General features: G+C 45.6%; 22 protein-coding genes. 15 read left to right on the top strand and 7 right to left on the bottom strand.

Annotated features, from left to right (window positions below; genetic code table 11):
* Positions 1-68 precede the first annotated feature (68 nt).
* From ACTS60_RS17110 to ACTS60_RS17080, 7 genes are all read right to left on the bottom strand, one after another.
* A complete protein-coding gene (locus ACTS60_RS17110; protein ID WP_088881076.1) occupies positions 69-218 on the bottom strand; it encodes a hypothetical protein in 150 nt (49 codons plus the stop codon).
* A 195-nt stretch (positions 219-413) separates the two neighbouring features.
* Entirely contained in the window at positions 414-1,382 is a 969-nt protein-coding gene (locus tag ACTS60_RS17105) for an alpha-L-glutamate ligase-like protein (protein ID WP_440889234.1), read from the bottom strand.
* Between the two features lie 3 nt (positions 1,383-1,385).
* The gene (locus ACTS60_RS17100) at positions 1,386-2,891 is read right to left on the bottom strand and encodes an inactive transglutaminase family protein (RefSeq protein WP_440889233.1); all 1,506 of its coding nucleotides are present in this window, start codon (positions 2,889-2,891) and stop codon (positions 1,386-1,388) included.
* Between the two features lie 11 nt (positions 2,892-2,902).
* The gene (locus ACTS60_RS17095) at positions 2,903-3,649 is read right to left on the bottom strand and encodes an ATP-dependent zinc protease family protein (protein ID WP_440889232.1); all 747 of its coding nucleotides are present in this window, start codon (positions 3,647-3,649) and stop codon (positions 2,903-2,905) included.
* Between the two features lie 221 nt (positions 3,650-3,870).
* Positions 3,871-4,842 carry a tRNA 5-methoxyuridine(34)/uridine 5-oxyacetic acid(34) synthase CmoB gene (cmoB, locus tag ACTS60_RS17090; RefSeq protein ID WP_440889231.1) on the bottom strand — a complete coding sequence of 324 codons (972 nt, stop codon included), beginning with the start codon at positions 4,840-4,842 and terminating at the stop codon, positions 3,871-3,873.
* A gap of 69 nt (positions 4,843-4,911) precedes the next feature.
* On the bottom strand, positions 4,912-5,649 hold the full coding sequence (cmoA, locus tag ACTS60_RS17085; protein WP_440889230.1) for a carboxy-S-adenosyl-L-methionine synthase CmoA: 738 nt from the start codon (positions 5,647-5,649) through the stop codon (positions 4,912-4,914).
* Positions 5,650-5,753: 104 nt separating this feature from the next.
* Entirely contained in the window at positions 5,754-6,620 is an 867-nt protein-coding gene (locus tag ACTS60_RS17080) for a DUF72 domain-containing protein (RefSeq protein WP_440889229.1), read from the bottom strand.
* A 272-nt stretch (positions 6,621-6,892) separates the two neighbouring features.
* On the opposite strand from ACTS60_RS17080, the gene aspS reads away from it, so the two are divergent.
* The 15 genes from aspS (at position 6,893) to pal (ending at position 21,217) form a co-directional block, all read left to right on the top strand.
* Positions 6,893-8,671, top strand: a complete 1,779-nt coding sequence (aspS, locus tag ACTS60_RS17075; RefSeq protein WP_038885842.1) for an aspartate--tRNA ligase — start codon at positions 6,893-6,895, stop codon at positions 8,669-8,671.
* Between the two features lie 397 nt (positions 8,672-9,068).
* Positions 9,069-9,590 carry a crossover junction endodeoxyribonuclease RuvC gene (gene ruvC / locus ACTS60_RS17070; RefSeq protein ID WP_071235695.1) on the top strand — a complete coding sequence of 174 codons (522 nt, stop codon included), beginning with the start codon at positions 9,069-9,071 and terminating at the stop codon, positions 9,588-9,590.
* 117 nt (positions 9,591-9,707) lie between these two features.
* Entirely contained in the window at positions 9,708-11,159 is a 1,452-nt protein-coding gene (locus tag ACTS60_RS17065) for a methyl-accepting chemotaxis protein (RefSeq protein WP_440889228.1), read from the top strand.
* A 78-nt stretch (positions 11,160-11,237) separates the two neighbouring features.
* Positions 11,238-11,852, top strand: a complete 615-nt coding sequence (gene ruvA, locus ACTS60_RS17060) for a Holliday junction branch migration protein RuvA (RefSeq protein WP_440889227.1) — start codon at positions 11,238-11,240, stop codon at positions 11,850-11,852.
* Positions 11,853-11,873: 21 nt separating this feature from the next.
* Positions 11,874-12,878, top strand: a complete 1,005-nt coding sequence (gene ruvB, locus ACTS60_RS17055; protein WP_440889226.1) for a Holliday junction branch migration DNA helicase RuvB — start codon at positions 11,874-11,876, stop codon at positions 12,876-12,878.
* 461 nt (positions 12,879-13,339) lie between these two features.
* Complete coding sequence (gene cydA, locus ACTS60_RS17050; protein WP_010447279.1) at positions 13,340-14,926, top strand: cytochrome ubiquinol oxidase subunit I; 1,587 nt, start codon at positions 13,340-13,342, stop codon at positions 14,924-14,926.
* 17 nt (positions 14,927-14,943) lie between these two features.
* Positions 14,944-16,080, top strand: coding sequence for a cytochrome d ubiquinol oxidase subunit II (gene cydB, locus ACTS60_RS17045; RefSeq protein WP_010447280.1), 1,137 nt, complete (start codon positions 14,944-14,946; stop codon positions 16,078-16,080).
* 12 nt (positions 16,081-16,092) lie between these two features.
* The gene (gene cydX / locus ACTS60_RS17040) at positions 16,093-16,200 is read left to right on the top strand and encodes a cytochrome bd-I oxidase subunit CydX (protein WP_000270285.1); all 108 of its coding nucleotides are present in this window, start codon (positions 16,093-16,095) and stop codon (positions 16,198-16,200) included.
* A complete protein-coding gene (ybgE, locus tag ACTS60_RS17035) occupies positions 16,193-16,495 on the top strand; it encodes a cyd operon protein YbgE (RefSeq protein ID WP_010447290.1) in 303 nt (100 codons plus the stop codon). The genes cydX and ybgE overlap by 8 nt, the downstream gene beginning before the upstream one ends.
* 172 nt (positions 16,496-16,667) lie before the next feature.
* Positions 16,668-17,087 (top strand): tol-pal system-associated acyl-CoA thioesterase, encoded by a 420-nt coding sequence (ybgC, locus tag ACTS60_RS17030; protein ID WP_010447291.1) that lies wholly within the window; start codon positions 16,668-16,670, stop codon positions 17,085-17,087.
* A complete protein-coding gene (gene tolQ, locus ACTS60_RS17025; RefSeq protein ID WP_010447293.1) occupies positions 17,077-17,775 on the top strand; it encodes a protein TolQ in 699 nt (232 codons plus the stop codon). Before ybgC ends, tolQ begins: the two co-directional genes overlap by 11 nt.
* A gap of 3 nt (positions 17,776-17,778) precedes the next feature.
* Complete coding sequence (tolR, locus tag ACTS60_RS17020; protein ID WP_038885846.1) at positions 17,779-18,222, top strand: protein TolR; 444 nt, start codon at positions 17,779-17,781, stop codon at positions 18,220-18,222.
* Between the two features lie 13 nt (positions 18,223-18,235).
* Positions 18,236-19,303 carry a cell envelope integrity protein TolA gene (gene tolA / locus ACTS60_RS17015; RefSeq protein ID WP_440889225.1) on the top strand — a complete coding sequence of 356 codons (1,068 nt, stop codon included), beginning with the start codon at positions 18,236-18,238 and terminating at the stop codon, positions 19,301-19,303.
* 12 nt (positions 19,304-19,315) lie between these two features.
* Positions 19,316-20,668, top strand: coding sequence for a Tol-Pal system beta propeller repeat protein TolB (gene tolB / locus ACTS60_RS17010; RefSeq protein WP_081641217.1), 1,353 nt, complete (start codon positions 19,316-19,318; stop codon positions 20,666-20,668).
* Between the two features lie 30 nt (positions 20,669-20,698).
* Positions 20,699-21,217 (top strand): peptidoglycan-associated lipoprotein Pal, encoded by a 519-nt coding sequence (pal, locus tag ACTS60_RS17005; RefSeq protein ID WP_010447301.1) that lies wholly within the window; start codon positions 20,699-20,701, stop codon positions 21,215-21,217.
* Positions 21,218-21,232 lie beyond the last annotated feature (15 nt).

Here is a 21,232-nt window from a genome sequence, read left to right as displayed (position 1 = left end):
TGGTATAAAATAAGCCGAGACTATAGGGCAATAGTCTCGGCTTGGTTTCGTTGCATGGCAGCAAAGTGCTACTCGTCTGAATAATCTTTTCCTTTTTCGATCATTTCAGCGAGTTCATTAAGTGCTTGGAATGAGATTTCTGACAAACGTTGAAGCTGCTCGTCAATATCGTCATTCTCTGGGATGGTATTATTATTATCTGCATTTGTCGTATGCATTGCCCAACCTCTCTGAGTTGAGTTAGGGGAGCTGTAATCATAGACAAATTTCGAGGATAAAAAGAAATGATTAATGACCAAAATGTTAGCTTGATCATTTAACAAAGTAAAAGTGTGCAAATAAGCTCATTTGCTTTGTAAGAGTTGCCGAGAGAGTTAGTAAAAAAAAGAGCCAGCTCTCAGGCTGGCTCTTAGTTAGAATTGAGATTTTACCCCAAACTGCTCTGCGGCATAGGCCACTCGCTCTTTAGGTTTTGGGTACTCGGCAGGGGTACCTAGGTTTTCGATGTGTCTTAGACGAGGAAGCAGACCAGCACCGTTTGCTATTTGGATAGCCAAGCCAGGACGTGCATTTAGCTCCAACACCATTGGACCTTCTTCTTTGTCCAAAACCATGTCGGTACCCATGTAGCCCAGTCCCGTCATCTCCCACGCGCTAGAAGCAAGTTCTAGTAAACGCTCCCAGTGAGGCACTTGTAGTGTCGACAAGTCTTTACCTGTATCAGGATGATGGGTCACGGGTTGGTCGAATTGTACCGCACGAATGGCTTTGCCTGTCGCAATGTCGATACCAACACCAACTGCACCTTGGTGAAGGTTAGCTTTGCCATCAGAAGCCGCCGTTGAGCAACGCATCATTGCCATCACAGGGTAGCCTTTGAATACGATGATTCGTACGTCTGGCACGCCTTCATAACTGAAACCATCAAAACAGTCATCAAACTTAATCAAGTTCTCAACTACAGCTACATCGTTCTTACCGCCAAGAGAGAAAAGGCCAGCTAGTGCGTTACTGATGTGACGCTCTACCTCTTCTTTATTGCAGGTTGCGCCGGATGGCTTGGTATAAACGCCGTCTTTATGCGACGTAATTACCAAAATACCTTTACCACCGCTGCCTTGTGCGGGCTTGATAACGAAGCCTGGCCATTTTTCGACCATCTTATGAATAGTCTTCACTTCCGCTTGGCTATTTATCACCCCAATCAGAGCAGGGACGGTTGCCCCTGCCGCTTCTGCAATAATTTTGGTTTTTAGCTTGTCATCCACCAAAGGGTATTTGGAACGATCATTGTAGCGACCAATGTAGCTATGGTTACGCTTATTCATGCCCATAATGCCTTTATGGCGAAGTTTTGCTGGCGAAGTAAAACGTTCAAACATCGTTTAGTCCTCCGCTAGTGGTTTAAAGCGACGTAGCTCAGTTAGACGGTAACCTGTGTATGTACCTAGTAGTAGAATACCTGCCAGAACAATAAGCTGTAGGCCGATAAAGTTAAACGTTAGGTGCTGGATGTAGGTATTGGTCATTGCCAAGTAAACCAGTACCGCAGTCAGTAGTGAGCCACCGCCTTGAAGAGCTACTTCTTTCGCGCCTTCCTCTTCCCATAGAATCGACATACGTTCGATTGTCCATGACAAGATGATCATAGGGAAGAAGGTAATCGTTAGACCTTCAGTCAAACCAATCTTGAATGCCACAACGGTGAACACAGATATGATCATGATTACGGTGATGATGACCGCAGATATCCTTGCTACCAGAAGTAAGTTCAGTCTCGATAGGTAACTTCGAATTATGAGGCCTGTACCAACAATCAGTAGGAAGCCCACAATACCTGTCACAAGTTGCGTTTGTACAAAGGCTACTGCGATTAGAACGGGCATGAAGGTACCAGATGTTTTAAGCCCGATAATGACACGCAGGAATACAACGATAAGCGCACCAATCGGAATTAGCATGATGGTCTTAAACATCGCTTGCTCTTCAAGAGGCAAGCTGTGAATCGATAGGTTGAGTAGACCGTCTGCTTCAACTTTGTTTTGGGTTGCTTGCTGTGGCGTCACTTCTTGTTTGATCATCGAGAAGTGAACTTGGCTATTTTGGCCGCCAATGAGATCAAGCAGTGATACGTTGGATTCATCCCAAACCAGAAGATTAGGCTGCGCTGCAGCTTGCTCTGAGTTTGGTGAGAACAGCACCCACTCCTCGCCAGACCATACTTGAACCATCTGTTGAATAGTTTGGCGACGACGGCCATCTTCCAATTCAATAACGCCAACAATTTTGCTCTGCACCCCAGCTGTGAGTAGCATCTTGTGTAGTGCGTCGGTTCGGTCAAAATCGTTGAGGATTAGTGCTGAGTTTTGGCTATCAGGATCGTTTAATGTCTTGATCAGTTCGCGAGCGAACGTAACATTATCTGCAGAACGGCTCATTGCGCGTTCAATAAGTGCATTGGCTGCTGCCTGCTGCGGTGCTGATAATGTAGGAGGAACAATATCACCTGTTGGTGGAATAGGCGTCACTTTCGCTTGAGGGTCAACAAGAAACTGCGCTTTATAGTAGATAGTTTGAGGCCCTGTCGCTTGGCGAATAGACCATTCAGCTCGGCGACCAGAATCTGTATTAACGTAGGATACGCCGTAACCTGGAGAGGAAGCAGATTCACCAATAAGTGTGTAGCCATTTTGAGTATGAGGTGCAGCTAAAGAAGCTTTAACTTCATTACCATTGGCGTTGAATTCAATTCGAGCCTCGACATCCCAAATCTGACGGGTTTCTCCTGGAGTCCAAGGAACGCCGTAATTTTGGTGTCTGAAAACACTCAAAGTGATACCCGCTGCCACCAATAAGATGACAGACAGATAAAACGGTATTTTTGACGTCATAATCTACCTTATTATTTTTTATCTTCTTGTGTTTGGATATATTTACGGCTCACATCAACCAATGCGATGTCACGCATAAACTCTCTACCTAGTAACACAGGATGGTTCATTTGAGAGCGATCTGCCAACGTAAATTGCGCTTTTTCATGAATTTTTCCAACGCGCACCCAAAGTTCTACAACAGCGCGTCGCTCTAGTTCTTCAGTGGTTGCTTGACGGATTTTTACGTAACGGATAATAGGGGCTTCAATCCAAGCTTGCTGTTCATCTTTTGACTTGGTGCTGTCTTCTAGATGGAAGCGAACCCAGTTTTTCCCGTTTCTTTCGAATTCTTCGATATCAACAGCATTAAGTGAAGACGTTGCAGCGCCAGTATCAACACGCGCATCGAAGGTTTGTTTAATGGAGTCAATCGTAACGCGCTCAATAGAACCAAGAACAATATCGTGAGTTGGTGTAGCTTGAATTGGCGCTGGCGTTTGGACGATGATCGGATCTTTTGGCTTTCTTACTTCATCCATCGCTTCTTTACGAAAACTGGAAAGTTCACCTTCTAACTTGTCAACTTGACCCTCTAGGCTTTCTATGTAGTCAGATTGGTTACTAAGTTGAAGCTCTAAATTACTAATTTTGTTATTAAAGTTGGTCTCTGAGGCTTGGATGGCCGCTAACGTTTCTTGGTGGTACTGTTCACCTTTGGTAAGCGTACATCCGGATAGTAGCGCGACTACAACAATCGGAGTCAATCGTATAAACATTGATAACCTTGGGGCTGGATTAAGTTGTTTGTTTTTTAAGAGTTTAGCGTATATCGCTAAAGGCTCACAAGTAAGAATCTTTTCGATTGTCTTATATAGTGAGGAATAGCGACAAATAGCAAAAAATTAAGGATGCGATATGCATCCTTAACTGGAATTGAAAAGAGGTTAATGTCTTAAAGGAGGGAGTGAGTTAAGACAATGTCAGAAATCTCAGTTAATTATGGCTTGGTTGCCACAAGCACCGCACGACGAGGGGCAGGGTAGCCTTCTACTGTTTTACTTGGGTCATTTGGATCAAGATAATCCGGTAGAGAGTTATGCGTCATCCAGTCTGTTGTGCGCTGCTCACCGACAGACGTTACATTTTCATCCACAATACGAACGTCATTAAAGCCAACTAGCTCTAGCCACACTTTCAGTGCTTTTGCTGAAGGGAAGAAGTACACGTTACGCATTTGTGCGTAGCGAGAAGTCGGAACCAGCACAGCGTTCTCATCACCTTCAACCACCAACGTTTCTAGTACTAGCTCACCACCTGATACCAGTTGGTCTTTTAGTTGCACTAAGTGATCCAGTGGCGAACGACGGTGGTAAAGTACACCCATGCTAAATACAGTGTCGAATGCTTCTAGCTTAGGTAGCTGCTCAATACCCAGTGGCAAGAGGTGCGCACGTTGATCATCGCCCATTAGTTTACGAATGGCTTCGAACTGAATTAGGAACAGATGAGAAGGGTCGATACCAACCGTTAGGCGCGCACCTTCACCCAGCATGCGCCACATGTGGTAGCCGTTGCCACAACCCACATCGAGTACGCTGCGGTTTTTCAGTGGTGAGATGTGTGGAAGTACGCGATCCCATTTCCAGTCACTGCGCCACTCGGTATCAATATGAATACCGTGCACTGTATACGGACCTTTACGCCAAGGGTGGAACGTACGCAGTAGGCTCTCAAGCTTTTTAAGTTCACCTTCATGGAAAGGCGTATCGTTGCTGATGGTCACTGAGTTTTTGATGTCCACTTGGTTTGGGGCACCTTGTGGGATCTTATTCAGCGCTTTTAGCCAGCGACCAAAGTCACCGTGCTCAGCATTTTGCCAATCTGTTAACTGTTGAGGTAATACGTTTAGCCACGGCTGAAGACGAGTGTCTTGAGCGATTAACTGATAAAAATTAGCAAAATTAAACATAGTTTTTCACTGAGTAATAAATTAAAAAATTGACACTAATGCGAAACGTTAAGACTTTCTCGCTTCTCGCTATTTAATCGCAAACATCGAACCGAAGTTAAAGCATTGGAACCAAACGTCGTAGCTTGAGAAACCAATTTCTGCGAAACGCTCTTTGTGGTCTTTCTTTGAATCAGGACGCATCACGTTTTCAATCGCGCTGCGTTTTTGGCTGATTTCTAGTTCGCTGTAGCCATTAGCGCGTTTAAAATCGTGGTGAAGGTCAATTAACAGCTCGTTGGATACTTCATCTTCAAATACGAACTTTTCCGACAGAATCAAAATACCGCCTGGGCGCAGGCCCGCGTAGATTTTTTCTAGTAGCGCATAGCGATCTTCTGGAGAAAGGAACTGCAGCGTGAAGTTCAACACCACAACGGACGCATTTTCGATTTCGATATTACGAATGTCTGCCTCTACCACGTCAACTGGCGTATCACTGCGGTACGCGTTGACGTGAAGCTTACAGCGCTCAACCATCGCAGGAGAGTTGTCCACTGCAATGATTTGGCAACCTTTTTGTTTGATATGACGGCGCATCGAAAGCGTAGCAGCACCCAAAGAACAACCGAGGTCATAGATGTTTGAGTGAGGCTTAACAAAACGCTCTGCCAACATACCAATTGCAGAAATGATGTTGCTGTAACCCGGCACCGATCGTTGAATCATGTCAGGGAAAACTTCCGCTACGCGTTCATCGAACGTGAAATCCCCAATTTTATCGATTGGAGCCGAAAAAATAGTATCTGGATTGCTCTTAGGGTTCATAACCAAATCTCTGCATACAAGCTGCCTGAAACGTCAGGCATCAAAAAAGGCGCGTATTTTATGGGAAATTCGCGCCTCTGTCATTTTCTTAATTATACGGAGACCTAAAACATCTGTATTTGCGAGTTGCCATCGTTGGCAGGAAACGAAGACAAATCTGGCAGGGAGAGCTTAAGTTGTAGCTGTTTATAGAGCTTTTCAGCCAGTTCTGGCGCTAAGACGTTATCCGGAGTGTGGATCATCAAGTAAGGCTGAATCCCTTGTTCAATCCACATCGGCAATTTCTTCAACCATGGTTCGAAAAAGCGCAAGTTGTCGTCCATGTCGGGATGACCGATAAAACGAATCATTGGGTGCTTGGCCGTTGCTATTGCATGTACCGGGACGCGCGGCTTTTTCTGATGGGCGTCAATCACCGCTTCGGTCGTCGGCTGCGCGGCAAACACTGGGCGACTATCCATAATAATGCGGTCAATGCCACTTTCTAATAGCCACTGGTTTAGCGCACGCTCTTCTTCACCTTTGGAGAAAAACGCCATATGGCGAACTTCCACCCCAAGTGGGAAATTCGGTGGAAAGCAGGCACAGAACTTCTTTAGGCGAACAAGGTGCTCGGGACCAAAAGCGGCGGGGAGCTGAATCGTCCATTGCCCGACACGCTCATGAAGCGGTTCCATGACTTTCATAAAGTCACGCAACTGTTCGTCACAACCTCTGAGCATTTGTTCGTGAGTAATGGCTTTTGGCAACTTAAAGGTGAATTTGAAATCGTCGTGAGTCGCGGCTTTCCAGTTTTGCACTGTGTTGAGCGTCGGTGTGGCGTAAAAGGTGGTGTTGCCTTCTACGGTGTGGAATACCTGCGCGTACTTTTCGAGTCGCTCTGCAGGCTTGGTTCCACTGCCATAAAAGCTCTGTTGCCATTGGTTGTGAGACCACATGGTTAATCCAAGTCGAAGGGGTAAATTATCCATATCTTTGCTTTACGTTTTTTCCTGAGCCCACTTTACGAGAGTTTTGCTGAAATAGGTAATTTCACGCTATAATCCCCATCAATTTTTTCGCTTTGGTGCGCTTTTGAACATTTGTTGTACTAAAAACCACCAATGAATGATAAAACACACTTAATTGTATGTTGAGTAGTCGATTTTCATAGGCTTTCAGCGTATAAATGGATCTTTACTCTGCTCGGCAATGAGGCTGACAGAGCGTAGTTAACAATATTTGAGAGATTGGGAATTTCATTATGCGTACCCATTACTGTGGTCACCTGAACAAGTCCCTTGCAGGACAAACTGTAGAACTTTGCGGCTGGGTTAACCGTCGTCGTGATTTAGGCGGTCTTATTTTTATCGATATGCGAGATCGTGAAGGTATCGTTCAGGTAGTTGTTGATCCAGATATGGCAGATGCGTATGAAGTGGCGAACACACTTCGTAATGAATTCTGTATCAAGCTAACTGGTGAAGTTCGCGTTCGTCCAGAAAGCCAAGTAAACAAAGACATGGCAACAGGTGAAGTTGAGATCCTTGCGAAAGGTCTTGAAATCATCAACCGTTCTGACGTTCTGCCTCTAGACTTCAACCAAAAGAACTCTGAAGAGCAACGTCTAAAATACCGTTACCTAGACCTACGTCGTCCAGAAATGAGCGACCGTATCAAGCTACGCGCTAAAGCGTCTAGCTTTGTTCGTCGTTTCCTAGATGACAACGGCTTCCTAGACATTGAAACTCCTGTACTAACGAAAGCGACACCAGAAGGTGCTCGTGACTACCTAGTGCCTAGCCGTGTTCACAAAGGCAGCTTCTACGCGCTTCCTCAGTCTCCACAGCTATTTAAACAGCTTCTAATGATGTCTGGTTTTGACCGTTACTACCAAATCGTTAAGTGTTTCCGTGATGAAGACTTGCGTGCTGACCGTCAACCAGAATTCACTCAGATCGATATCGAAACGTCATTCATGACGGCTGACCAAGTTCGTGCAACGACTGAGAAAATGGTTCGTGAAATGTGGCAAGAGCTACTTAACGTTGACCTAGGTGAGTTCCCAGTAATGCCATTCAGCGAAGCGATTCGTCGTTTCGGTTCTGACAAGCCTGATCTACGTAACCCACTAGAGCTAGTAGACGTCGCTGACCTAGTGAAAGACGTTGAGTTCAAAGTATTCTCTGGCCCAGCAAACGACGAGAAAGGTCGCGTTGCAGTTATCCGTGTACCAGGTGGTGCTGAGCTTACTCGTAAGCAAATCGATGGCTACGCAGAATTCGTAGGTATCTACGGTGCGAAAGGTCTTGCATGGATGAAGGTTAACGACCGTGCAGCAGGCATGGAAGGTATCCAATCTCCAGTAGCTAAATTCCTAAGCGAAGACGTGATCAACGGTATTCTAGATCGCACTCAAGCGGAATCGGGCGACATCATCCTATTCGGCGCAGATAAAGCAAACATCGTTGCTGAAGCACTAGGCGCACTTCGTCTTAAACTTGGTAAAGACCTAGAGCTAACGAAAGAAGGCACTTGGGCTCCTCTATGGGTTGTTGACTTCCCAATGTTCGAAGAAGACGACGAAGGCAACCTACACGCAATGCACCACCCATTCACATCACCTCTAGGTGTGACTGCGGAAGAGCTAAAAGCGAACCCAGCAGCGGCGAACTCAAACGCATACGACATGGTTCTAAACGGCTACGAAGTAGGCGGTGGTTCTGTACGTATTCACAACGCAGAAATGCAAGCTGCAGTATTTGATATCCTAGGTATCAATGCGGAAGAGCAACAACTGAAATTCGGCTTCCTACTGGACGCTCTGAAATTCGGTACGCCTCCGCATGCTGGTCTTGCATTCGGTCTAGACCGTCTAGTAATGCTGCTATGTGGTACAGAGAACATCCGTGATGTTATCGCGTTCCCTAAAACAACTGCGGCGGCGTGTCTACTAACAGACGCACCAAGCCTTGCAAACCCAGCGGCTCTAGAAGAGCTAGCGATTGCAGTAACAGTTGCGAAAGAAAAAGACGCAGAATAAGCGCACAACAATTAAAGAAAAAACTCCCGCACCTGCGGGAGTTTTTGTTTTAATGGCATATATACCCAAGTAACCTCGAGATGCTAGGTTCAGCGAGAATGACTTGGTTTGTAGACGCGGCGGCGATTTAAAGGTTTGGTGGGTCCAAATCAAGAATCGACAACAAAGTATACAAGCCAAGTCCCTTACTATTTGTAAAGAGTGCCCTTCGGGAGCGTTTCATTGACTCGCTTTTTTATTAAACCAATGGTTGCGTCAAACAACTTGGAAAGAGCTGGCTATTCCGCTGCGTTGTTTTCCTTGACCTCGAATCAATGACAACGCTCTGAATCCTGCATCTTGAAGTCACTTGGGTATAATTCTCATAAATTTAGTGAGTTATTGATTAGGACTCTTCATGTCAATTATTTTGGGCATTGACCCAGGCTCTCGTATTACTGGTTATGGCGTGATTCGCCAACAAGGTCGTCATCTGCAATATCTGGGAAGTGGCTGTATCCGTACTTCTGAAAAAGAGCTGCCAGGTCGACTCAAGCAAATCTACGCAGGTGTAACGGAAATCATCACCCAGTTTCAACCAGATGTGTTTGCGATTGAGCAAGTCTTTATGTCAAAGAACGCCGACTCTGCACTAAAGCTAGGGCAGGCACGTGGCAGTGCGATTGTAGCGGCGGTAAATGCCGATCTTCCGGTGCATGAGTACGCAGCTCGTCTTATTAAACAAGCGGTAACAGGCACTGGTGGTGCAGACAAAGTACAGGTTCAGCATATGGTTCAACACATGCTTAAGTTGCCAGCCAAGCCTCAAGCCGATGCTGCCGATGCGCTAGGCGTCGCCATTTGTCATGCCAATACCAATAAGACGCTGGTGGCGCTCGCTGGCAAAGCAACCAGTGCAAGAAAAGGTCGTTACCGTTAATTGTATTATTAAAAATGAGACATCTCAGACAGATTTAAGGATTAAATTTGTTGATAAAATGTTACAAAACTATAGTGGTCAGAGGTCTAATAAGAAATCAATCAAGGAAGATTGAACATGAATCCAGCCACGCTGTGGCGCAGTGCATTTATGCCGCGCCAAACTCAATGGACAAGAACACAACAACGTCAAGCTGACATCCTTTCTCTATTCACTTTCATCGCTTTTCTCGTCGGGATCTACAGCCTGATCAAATGGTCCAAACATGGACATGAAAGCTTAATCTTCACCTCAGTACTCTTAATTGCACTCGAACTGGTATCCGCTTTCAGCCTGAAGTGGTTCAAGCAACCGGCATTGTCGCTCAATCTTGGCTTTGTCGGCATGTCGGTACACGCGCTCAATATCATTTACCAAAGTGGTGGTGTGGTTGATTCAACCCAAACTTACTGGGTACCTTTGTTAGTTGTCGCTTTCTTCTTATCTGGCACTCGCATCATAGCGATCTCTTGGAGTGCGTTAGTGATAGCGGTTTCTGCGTTCATGACATTCCAGCATGTGTCTGGTGTTAGTTTCCCTCAACTCGTGTTGTCTGAATCTGCGCAGCGTGTAGAGATATGGTCGGGGACTGTGCTACCACTGGTGGTGATTTGTATTGCACAAGCTTTTACTGCCAAGCAGCGAGATATTGCGATTGAAAGTGCAGAGAAAGCCAAAGCAGAGAGTGAGTTGGTGGCGCAAAAGGCAACAGAAGGGGAGTTGCGTTTGGCCGAGGTACTAGAGCAAGCGAATCAGAATTCGACTGAGCTCAAGCAAGTTTCCCAAGTGCTCGAGAAACAATCTTCTCAGCTAGATGTTCAAGTGAATGCACTTAATGTAAACAGTGAATCCCAAGCCAGCGCGGCAGAGCAGATGAGCCAGCAAGTGCATCATATGGCGACGGGGATTGAAGAGTCGGGCAAATTCGTTGAAGAGCTGCGTGAGAAAAGTGAAGAGGTTCACCAACAAGCGGAGAAAAGTTCTGAGTTGCTCGTAGACTCCACCCAAGCTATCAGCCAAATAATCAGCAGCCATGAAGACATCATGAAAGTGGCGGACTTAATTACGTCGGTTGCGGAACAAACCAACTTGTTGGCACTCAATGCGGCGATTGAAGCGGCGAGAGCGGGCGAGCAAGGTAGGGGCTTTGCTGTAGTTGCCGACCAAGTACGCGATCTTTCTGCCAAGAGCAGTGAGTCCGCGGTGGAAATTCGCAACTTACTTGATCGCAGTGAGCAAGAAGTAAAGCATGGTCAAAGTGTTGTGACGTCAAGTACCGAGCGGATGAACACCATTATTCAGCAAGTGACCACTATTTCTCATGATGTACAGAGCCTGTCCAGTATCATGGCAACACAAATGACGGCACTCAAAGAGTTGGATGAAGCGAGCAGTGAGGTCGCCAATGGGGTAGTTAACACCAAAACCATCGCTGAGACGGTAGCGCAATACGGTGCTGAGCTGAACGGCCAAGTAGTCGCAGTGCGTAACCTCACTCAACAGCTTGATCAAGTTGTCTCAAAAATCTAAACCCACTGCATAAAGGACTGGATGTCTATCCAGTTCTTTATTATCCTGTCGCAAATTCATTTCCAAAGAGTATTTATAGTGATTGGACGTCTTCGCGGCACTCTGCTTGAAAAGCAACCACCTGAAGTTTTAATTGAAGTTAATGGCATTGGTTATGAAGTTCAGATGCCAATGAGCTGCTTCTACGAACTGCCAAATGTCGGCGAAGAAGCCATTATTTATACTCACTTTGTTGTGCGTGAAGACGCGCAATTGCTTTATGGTTTCAATACAGTAAAAGAGCGTGCACTTTTCCGTGAAGTAATTAAAGCGAACGGTGTTGGTCCTAAGCTAGGTCTAGGTATCCTTTCTGGCATGACGGCAAGCCAATTCGTTTCTTGCGTAGAGCGTGAAGACATTTCAACGCTTGTGAAGCTGCCGGGTGTTGGTAAGAAGACGGCTGAGCGCCTAGTAGTCGAAATGAAAGACCGTCTGAAAGGTTGGGGTGCTGGCGATCTATTTACTCCGTTTACCGATGCAACACCTGAAGACGCTGGTTCTGCGGCTTCTAACAACGCAGAAGAAGAGGCAATCAGTGCGCTTCTTGCTCTAGGCTACAAGCCGACTCAAGCGTCGAAAGTGGTTTCTCAGATCGCTAAACCGGATATGACCAGTGAGCAACTGATCCGTGAAGCACTAAAATCAATGGTGTAACGGAAAGTCCAAGGGAACAATATGATTGAAGCCGATCGTTTAATAGCGCCAGAAAATCCCTCATTTCGTGATGAAGATGTCATTGATCGTGCGATTCGCCCTAAGAAGCTGTCGGATTACCAAGGCCAGGATCACGTGCGTGGTCAGATGGAGATTTTCATCAAAGCCGCTCAATTGCGAAATGAAGCACTCGACCACCTTTTGATATTTGGTCCTCCAGGTTTGGGTAAAACCACGCTTGCGAACATCGTTGCTAATGAGATGGAAGTGAATATTCGCACCACATCTGGCCCAGTGCTTGAAAAAGCAGGGGACTTAGCAGCGCTGTTGACCAACTTAGAAGAAAACGACGTGCTGTTCATTGACGAGATCCACCGCTTAAGCCCAATGGTTGAAGAGGTGCTGTATCCAGCAATGGAAGACTACCAGTTAGACATCATGATTGGTGAAGGTCCTGCAGCGCGTTCTATCAAAATAGATTTGCCACCTTTCACTTTGATCGGTGCAACGACGCGTGCTGGTTCTTTGACTTCGCCACTTCGTGATCGCTTCGGTATTACGCAACGCCTTGAGTATTATAAAGTAAAAGACTTGCAAGATATCGTTCAGCGCAGTGCGGATTGCTTAGGGCTGTCGATGGAATCGGAAGGGGCGTTGGAAGTTGCTCGCCGTGCTCGTGGTACACCTCGTATCGCTAACCGCCTGCTACGCCGCGTTCGTGACTATGCCGAAGTTAAAGGCAATGGGCATATTTGTGCAGAAACGGCAGACAAAGCCTTGAACATGCTCGATGTGGACGCTGAAGGTTTCGATTATATGGACCGTAAGCTGCTATTAGCGATCATGGAGAAATTTGGCGGTGGTCCTGTCGGTTTGGACAACATGGCGGCGGCGATTGGTGAAGAGAAAGACACCATCGAAGACGTTCTTGAACCATATCTAATCCAACAAGGCTATTTACAACGCACCCCGCGTGGGAGAATTGCCACCGATCGTGCTTATCTGCATTTTGGAATTGAAAAGTAAGATTCCATATTTGACAAATGTACGCTTGATATTTCACCAAGAGTGATGAGAGTCTCATTTATCAAATCCCAACTAATACTTTTTAGGTAAGAGCATTTTATAGATTGTTAATACTATGTTCTTACCTAACTCTGACAAAACTCTCCTGATTACCTCTCGTTAACATACTCATCGAATATCGGTTGATCTGGATCAATGTGATGGATTTTTGTGCAAATTCACAGATGAAACATTGATATACATCAAAGCGGAATCCCGCCATAAACCTTTTGAAACAATCTGTTTTTAGAAGTAATATTAGCCCTAGCTATATTAGCTGATGCTTAACAATTAACTAACCAATGAAGCACATTTTTGCAACAAGATGCTGTGATAATTCAACATCTTTCAAGTGTAAATAACACTTGTGTATGGAATGCAATATGTAGAGAGTGTCATTCAGCCGACACATAGGAGTTACCATGATTGACGTAGTTGATCTGTCGCGATTGCAGTTTGCACTGACAGCGATGTATCACTTCCTATTCGTACCATTGACTCTTGGTATGGCCTTCCTTTTGGCCATTATGGAATCAATGTACGTAATGACGAACAAGCAAATCTATAAGGACATGACCAAGTTCTGGGGTAAGCTGTTCGGTATTAACTTTGCACTTGGTGTGGCTACCGGCCTAACCATGGAGTTCCAGTTTGGTACGAACTGGTCTTACTACTCGCACTACGTGGGTGACATTTTCGGTGCGCCATTGGCGATCGAAGCACTGGTTGCGTTCTTCCTGGAGTCAACTTTTGTTGGTCTATTCTTCTTCGGGTGGGATCGTCTATCAAAACGTCAACACTTAGCGGTAACCTGGTTGGTTGCGCTTGGTTCTAACTTCTCTGCACTTTGGATTCTTATCGCAAACGGCTGGATGCAAAACCCAGTTGGTGCAGAATTCAACTTCGAAACCATGCGTATGGAAATGGTGAGCTTTGCAGAAGTTGTACTAAACCCTGTAGCGCAAGTTAAGTTTGTACACACAGTAGCATCTGGCTACACGTGTGGTGCAATGTTTGTGTTGGGTATCAGTTCATACTACCTAATTAAAGGTCGTGACATCGCATTTGCTCGTCGTTCATTCGCGATCGCAGCTTCATTCGGTATGGCAGCAATCCTATCGACAATCGTGCTAGGTGACGAATCTGGTTACGAGCTTGGTGAAGTACAAAAAGTGAAACTGGCAGCAGTTGAAGCAGAATGGCACACAGAGCCAGCGCCTGCGGCATTTACGCTGTTCGGTCTTCCAAACCAAGAAACGATGAACACTGATTACGCAATCAAGATCCCTTACGTAATGGGTATTATCGCGACTCGTTCATTTGACGAGCAAGTAACAGGCCTACATGATCTGCGTGAGGAGCACGTTGACCGCATCCGCACGGGTATGTATGCGTATGAATTGCTTGAAAAACTGCGTGCAGGTGACAAATCTGAAGCAAACATGACTGCGTTTGACGAAGTGAAAGGTGACCTAGGTTACGGTCTACTTCTGAAGCGCTACACAGACAACGTCGTTGATGCGACAGAAGACCAAATCCAAGCTGCTGCGGATGACTCTATCCCAACAGTGTGGCCGCTATTCTGGTCGTTCCGTATCATGGTTGCGTGTGGCTTCATTATGCTATTCGTCTTTGGTGCTGCATTCGTTCAGACATGTCGTCAGAAAATTGAGCAGAAACAATGGATTCTTAAAGCTGCGCTATTCAGCATCCCTCTACCTTGGATTGCGATTGAAGCTGGTTGGTTTGTTGCAGAATACGGTCGTCAACCGTGGGCTGTTGGTGAAATCCTACCAGTGCACGTAGCAGCGTCAGCATTAACCGCTGGTGAAATCTGGACTTCACTATTTGCAATCCTAGCGCTATACACTGCGTTCTTAATTGCAGAAGTATACCTAATGGTGAAATTCGCTCGTAAAGGTCCAAGCAGCCTGAAAACTGGTCGCTACCACTTCGAGCAGAATGCTGACTCTGTTGAAGACAAAGTTAGCCGCCAAGTAGAAGCGTAAGGCAAGGAGACAACAAGATGTTTGATTACGAAATCTTGCGATTCATCTGGTGGGTACTGATCGGTGTTCTACTAGTTGGTTTTGCAATTACTGATGGTTTCGATATGGGTGTAGGCGCGCTTGTACCTATTATCGGTAAAAACGACACTCAACGTCGTGTAATGATTAACTCAATCGCTCCGCACTGGGATGGTAACCAAGTTTGGCTTATCACCGCTGGTGGTGCATTGTTCGCAGCTTGGCCTTTGGTTTACGCAACATCGTTCTCTGGTTTCTACCTAGCGATGATCGTTACCCTAGCGGCACTTTGGCTACGTCCAATCGGTCTCGATTACCGTTCAAAGATTGAAGATAAAAAGTGGCGCAACACTTGGGATATCTGTATCTCAATCAGTGGCTTCGTTCCACCAATCATCTTCGGTGTTGCGTTTGGTAACCTTCTACAAGGTGTACCATTCCAATTGAACGATTTCCTAATGCCAACGTACCATGGTTCATTCTTTGGTCTACTAAACCCATTTGCTCTGCTTTGTGGTCTAGTGAGCTTGTTTATGATCCTAATGCAAGGTGCAACTTGGCTTCAAATGAAGACAACTGGCGAAGTACATACTCGTGCTCGTAACGTAGCTCAGCTAACTGGTCTACTAACAGTAGTTGCATTTGTAGTAGCAGGTTTCTGGATCCAAAGCATCGAAGGTTACGTAATCGTAGGTGGTATCGACACAGCAGCAGCTTCTAACCCTCTAAACAAAGAGGTTATCCGTGAAGCTGGTGCTTGGATGAACAACTTCGAAGCTTACCCACTGCTATGGGCTGCACCTGTACTGGGTGTTGCAATGCCACTTCTAGCGGTATTGGCATCTCGCCTAGAGAAGTGTGGTATTGCGTTCCTAACGTCAAGCCTTGGTAATGCTGGTGTTATCTTCACTGCTGGTTTTGCAATGTTCCCATTCGTAATGCCTTCAGACCTAATGCCAAACCAAAGTCTGACAATGTGGGATGCAACTTCATCTGAGCTAACGTTGAACCTAATGACAGGCGTTGCGTTTGTTATGGTTCCAATCATCCTGGCTTACACATCTTGGACTTACTACAAGATGTTCGGTCGCTTGGATGACAAGTTTATTGAAGAAAACAAAAACTCACTTTACTAAGGAGCGATCACTATGTGGTATTTCGCATGGATTCTAGGTGTACTACTTGCTTGTGCATTCGGTATCATCAATGCTCTTTGGTTAGAGCACACTGAAATGATGGATAAAGACAGTGAGTAATCTCGCTGACAAGGTAGCAAAGCTTCACGAACCAATGGACAAGACTCTGTTGAGAGTCTTGGCCTTAATCCTCGGCTTTATGCATGTTGGATTGGTGATGTGGGACCCAAATGCGTATCATCGAGAGATTGGTGGCTTTAACGCATTTATTGCACCAGCGCTGATTTGGGCATTATGCTCCAGCATGGTATATGGGGTAGGTTTCAAACCAAGAAACTGGTACTGGCAAGTGTTGTTCAGTCCTTATTTCTCACTTGCTATCTTAAGTTATCTAACTGCACTGTATTTCATGTAAGCGTTACGTTCTGAAATAAAGTCGGTTATTAAATCATCGAAATAAAAGCCAGACTTATTGTCTGGCTTTTATTTTTTCTACAAAATTCAAAAATATTCCCTTCGCTCAGTACCAATTACTGCCGCTTCAGTTATAGTAATTGCTTTAAAGAATTGAAATTACTGGTACTCCCTTGCAAGGCACATCAAATCCCTTCCGCTGGCCTATCACCGTGTATTATGAAGATACCGATGCGGGTGGCGTTGTATATCACTCTAATTATTTAAAATTCTTTGAACGTGCACGCACTGAGATGTTGCGTGCAAAAGGCATTTCTCAGCATGTGTTATTGGAACAAAACATTGGCTTTGTTGTCCGACACATGGATATCGATTTCAACCAAGGGGCGAGACTGGACGAGCATTTGACCGTTCTTACCCGAGTGTCAGAAATAAAACGTGCATCCCTGCAATTCTGTCAAGAATTAGTCAATGATGAAGGCAAAACATTGTGCAAGACAATTGTTAAGGTAGCATGTATCGATAATAAGAAAATGAAACCAATAGCTATCCCATCTTTTATCAATTCGGAGCTAACAAATAGTGACTGCTGATATTTCCATTTTAGATCTCTTTCTTCAGGCCAGTCTGTTGGTAAAGCTTGTGATGTTGACCCTGTTAGGCATGTCAATTGCGTCATGGGCGATGATCATTAAGCGCAGCAAAGTATTATCTCAAGCATCAAAAGACGCTGAGTCGTTTGAAGACAAATTTTGGTCTGGTACCGATCTTTCACAGCTATACCAGAAAGTAAAAGCTCGTAAAGACGAGATTGGCGGTACAGAAGAAATCTTCTACGCAGGTTTCACTGAGTTTGCTCGACTACGTAAGAGCAACGCTAACTCTCCTGCTTACATAATGGAAGGCACTGGCCGAGCGATGCGTGTTTCTGTAGCTCGTGAAGTCGATGAGCTAGAAACAAGCCTGCCTTTCCTTGCGACAGTCGGTTCTATTAGCCCATACATCGGCCTATTTGGTACGGTTTGGGGCATCATGCATGCCTTTATTGCTTTGGGCGAAGTAAAACAAGCGACGCTTTCTATGGTAGCACCTGGTATTGCTGAAGCTTTGATTGCAACCGCAATGGGTCTGTTTGCGGCGATTCCAGCGGTAATGGCGTACAACCGTCTAAGCAATAAAGTGAGTAAGCTTGAGCACACATACGCGACTTTCTCTGAAGAATTCCACAGTATCCTGCATCGTCAAGCAATGGCAGGCAGAGATGGCTCGGATAAGGAATAGTCGATGGCTGGCTATCAACCTAAAAAGCGTAAAATGACAGCAGAGATCAACGTCGTTCCTTATATAGACGTCATGCTCGTGTTGTTGATTATTTTCATGGCAACGGCTCCATTTGTTACTCAAGGGGTTGACGTTGATCTTCCAAAAACGTCGACTGCAGAATCGATGCAAGAGCTGGCGGGTGATACTGATAGCAGTTTCATCATCATCGAAATCGATCGTGACGGTAATTTAGGACTAAGCGTGAATGATGAAGAAGTCCAGCGCGGTCTATCTCTGCAAGATGTCATTGTTCGAGTAAAAGCGGAGCGTGAAATCAAACCGGATTCGCCAGTTGCAGTTGGTGGTGACGCGGCAACGCCTTACGCAGACGTAGTAATTCTGCTTGATGAGCTAAGTCGTGCTGGTATTCCAAAAGTTGGTCTGATGACTGATATCAGGGAATAGACATCGAAGATCTATGAAAGATAACAAGAAAAAAGCCAAAGAATATACCAAACCGATAGCGATATCGGTGGGTTTGCATGCGCTGTTAGTCGTGGCGTTGCTTTGGGGGACGGATTTCACCATGTCTAAACCCGAGCCAACAGGGCAAATGGTTCAGGCGGTGGTGATTGATCCAAAACTTGTTCAGCAGCAGGCGAAAGAGATTCGTCAGCAGCGCGAAAAAGCCGCGAAGAAAGAGCAAGATCGTCTTGATAAGTTGCGACGAGAAGCTGAGCAGCTTGAAAAAAACCGCAAAGCTGAAGAAGAACAGATTCGCAAGCTGAAAGAACAGCAGGCGAAAGATGCCAAAGCCGCTCGTGAAGCTGAAATTGCACGCAAGAAGAAAGAACAAGAACGCAAGGCAGAAGAAGAGCGCACTCGCAAAGAGAAAGAGCGCGCAGCTAAGGCCGAAAAAGAGCGTAAGGCCAAAGAAGAGGCGGTTCGAAAAGCTGAGCAGGAGCGCATCGCTAAAGAAGCAGCAGTTGCTAAGGCAGAACAAGAGCGTGTAGCGCGTGAGAAGGCTGCGAAAGAAGCGGAAGAAAAGGCTCGACGCGAACGTGAAGCGGCAGCGAAAGCGGAACAAGAGCGCATTGCTAAAGAAAAGGCAGCCAAAGAGGCAGCTGAAAAAGCGCGTAAAGAAAAAGAGCGTCTTGAGCGATTAGAGCGTGAACGTAAAGAGCAAGAAGCTGCGCTTGACGATATCTTCTCGGGGTTAGAAAGTGAAGCGAGTCAGAATACCGCAGCTCGAAACCAGTTCGTTGATGATGAATTGGCGCGTATGTCTTCAATCTATACTCAAAACATTCAGCAAAGGCTGATTAAGGATGATTACTTGTTGGGAAAGGAGTGTAGGGTAAACATCAAACTCATTCCGACAGGGACAGATATGATGGTTTCAGGAGTTACGGTCCTTGGTGGAGATTCAAGGGTGTGCGCCGCTGCAAAAAGTGCGATCGCTCAAGTGGGTACTTTCCCAAAATCTACCGAAGCTTCTGTGAACGAAAGACTTAAAGATATCAACTTAACCGTTGCTTTAGACTAGAAGGAATAAGACGTGATTAAACGCCTTTTACTAGGAATGTTTGTACTGCTTGGCAGTATAACGAACGTGGCTCACGCTGCATTAGAGCTGGTCATTACTGATGGTATTGATTCAGCACGACCAATTGCTGTTGTTCCCTTTAAATGGGAAGGAAGCCAACCACTGCCGACAGATGTTTCTGCTGTTATCGCATCAGACCTTCAGCGTAGTGGTAAATTTAGCCCGATCCCTACCAACAAGATGCCTCAAACGCCTTTTAACGAATCTGAGGTTAACTTTGATGCTTGGACCAGTCTTGGCGTTGATGCTCTGTTAACTGGTAGCATTACTCAAAATGCGCAAGGCAATTTTGTTATCAACTACCAGCTAGTTGACGTCGTTCGTGGTCAGTTGACCGGTGGGCAAAGTCGAGCGCTTGGTGAAGATGGTGAACTTGTTCTGTCTAAGGACCATGTACTGTTCAACAAGGTTGCAACGGTTGAAGCCCCACGAATGCGTGAATACGCTCACCGTATCTCCGATTTGGTATACGAGCAACTGACGGGTGAACGCGGTGCGTTTATGACTCGCATTGCGTACGTGGTGGTGAATGATAAAGATCGCTTCCCTTACCAGCTTCGAGTTGCTGATTATGATGGTTTTAACGAGCGATTAGTCCTTCGTTCAAAGCAGCCGTTGATGTCACCAGCTTGGTCGCCTGATGGTCAAAAACTAGCATACGTAAGCTTCCAGAACGGCCAAGCTGAAATCTTCATTATGAATATTTATACGGGTGAGCGTGAGAAGGTTACGTCATACCCTCGTCATAATGGTGCGCCAAGATTCTCACCGGATGGTAGTAAGCTGGCGTTAGTGTTGTCTAAGACGGGATCGTTACAGGTCTACACTTTAGACCTAAAAACTCGCAAGCTGACACAAATTACGCGTGGCAGATCAAATAATACAGAACCATTCTGGCATCCGGATGGAAAATCGTTGATTTTTACATCGGATAGGGGTGGTAAACCACAGATTTATCAAGTAAATTTGGGCGATAGTTCAATTAATCGTCTGACGTGGCAAGGTAGTCAAAACTTGGGTGGTCAAATTACTCCTGATGGCCGATTCCTTATTATGGTGAATCGAAGCAATTCAGGCTTTAATCTGGCTAAGCAAGATTTGGAAACTGGTTCATTGCAAGTACTTACTAAAACCCTACTTGATGAGTCACCGAGCATTGCCCCAAATGGTGGCATGGTGATTTACAGCTCGATTTACAACAAGAAAAATGTACTGTCGATGGTGTCTATTGATGGTCGATTTAAAGCTAGATTACCGGCAACAAATGGGCGTGTCAGAGCTCCCGCATGGTCTCCGTTTTTGTAGCAATAAGTTTGATTAATGAAGGAAAATAAGATGCAACTTAACAAGGTTCTAAAAGGACTACTAATCGCACTTCCTGTAATGGCTGTTACAGCGTGTAGTTCTAGTGACGACGCTGCTTCTAACACTGGCGCAGAAACTAACAACTCTGCGGAGACTACAGTAGTAACTCCAATTGACCCAAATGGTCAGCTAACAGAGCAAGAGCTAAAAGAGCAAGCACTACGTGAAACTCAAACAATCTACTTTGCGTTTGATAACTCAACAATCGCTGGTGATTACGAAGAGATGCTAGCTGCTCACGCTGCTTACCTAAGCAAGAACCCTGCGCTTAAAGTAACGGTTGAAGGCCACGCAGACGAGCGCGGCACTCCTGAGTACAACATCGCTCTAGGCGAGCGTCGTGCTCAAGCAGTTGCTAACTACCTACAAGCACTAGGTGTACAAGCAGATCAAATCTCTATCGTTTCTTACGGTGAAGAAAAACCACTTCTTCTAGGTCAATCTGAAGAAGTTTACGCTAAGAACCGTCGTGCGGTTCTAGTGTACTAATCTGAGGTAAACCTC

Source organism: Vibrio sp. WZ-1, from assembly GCF_052037695.1.
Classification (GTDB): Bacteria; Pseudomonadota; Gammaproteobacteria; order Enterobacterales; family Vibrionaceae; genus Vibrio.
The sequence above is the reverse complement of the archived record's forward strand: the minus strand, read 5'-3'. Positions and strand labels throughout refer to the sequence as shown.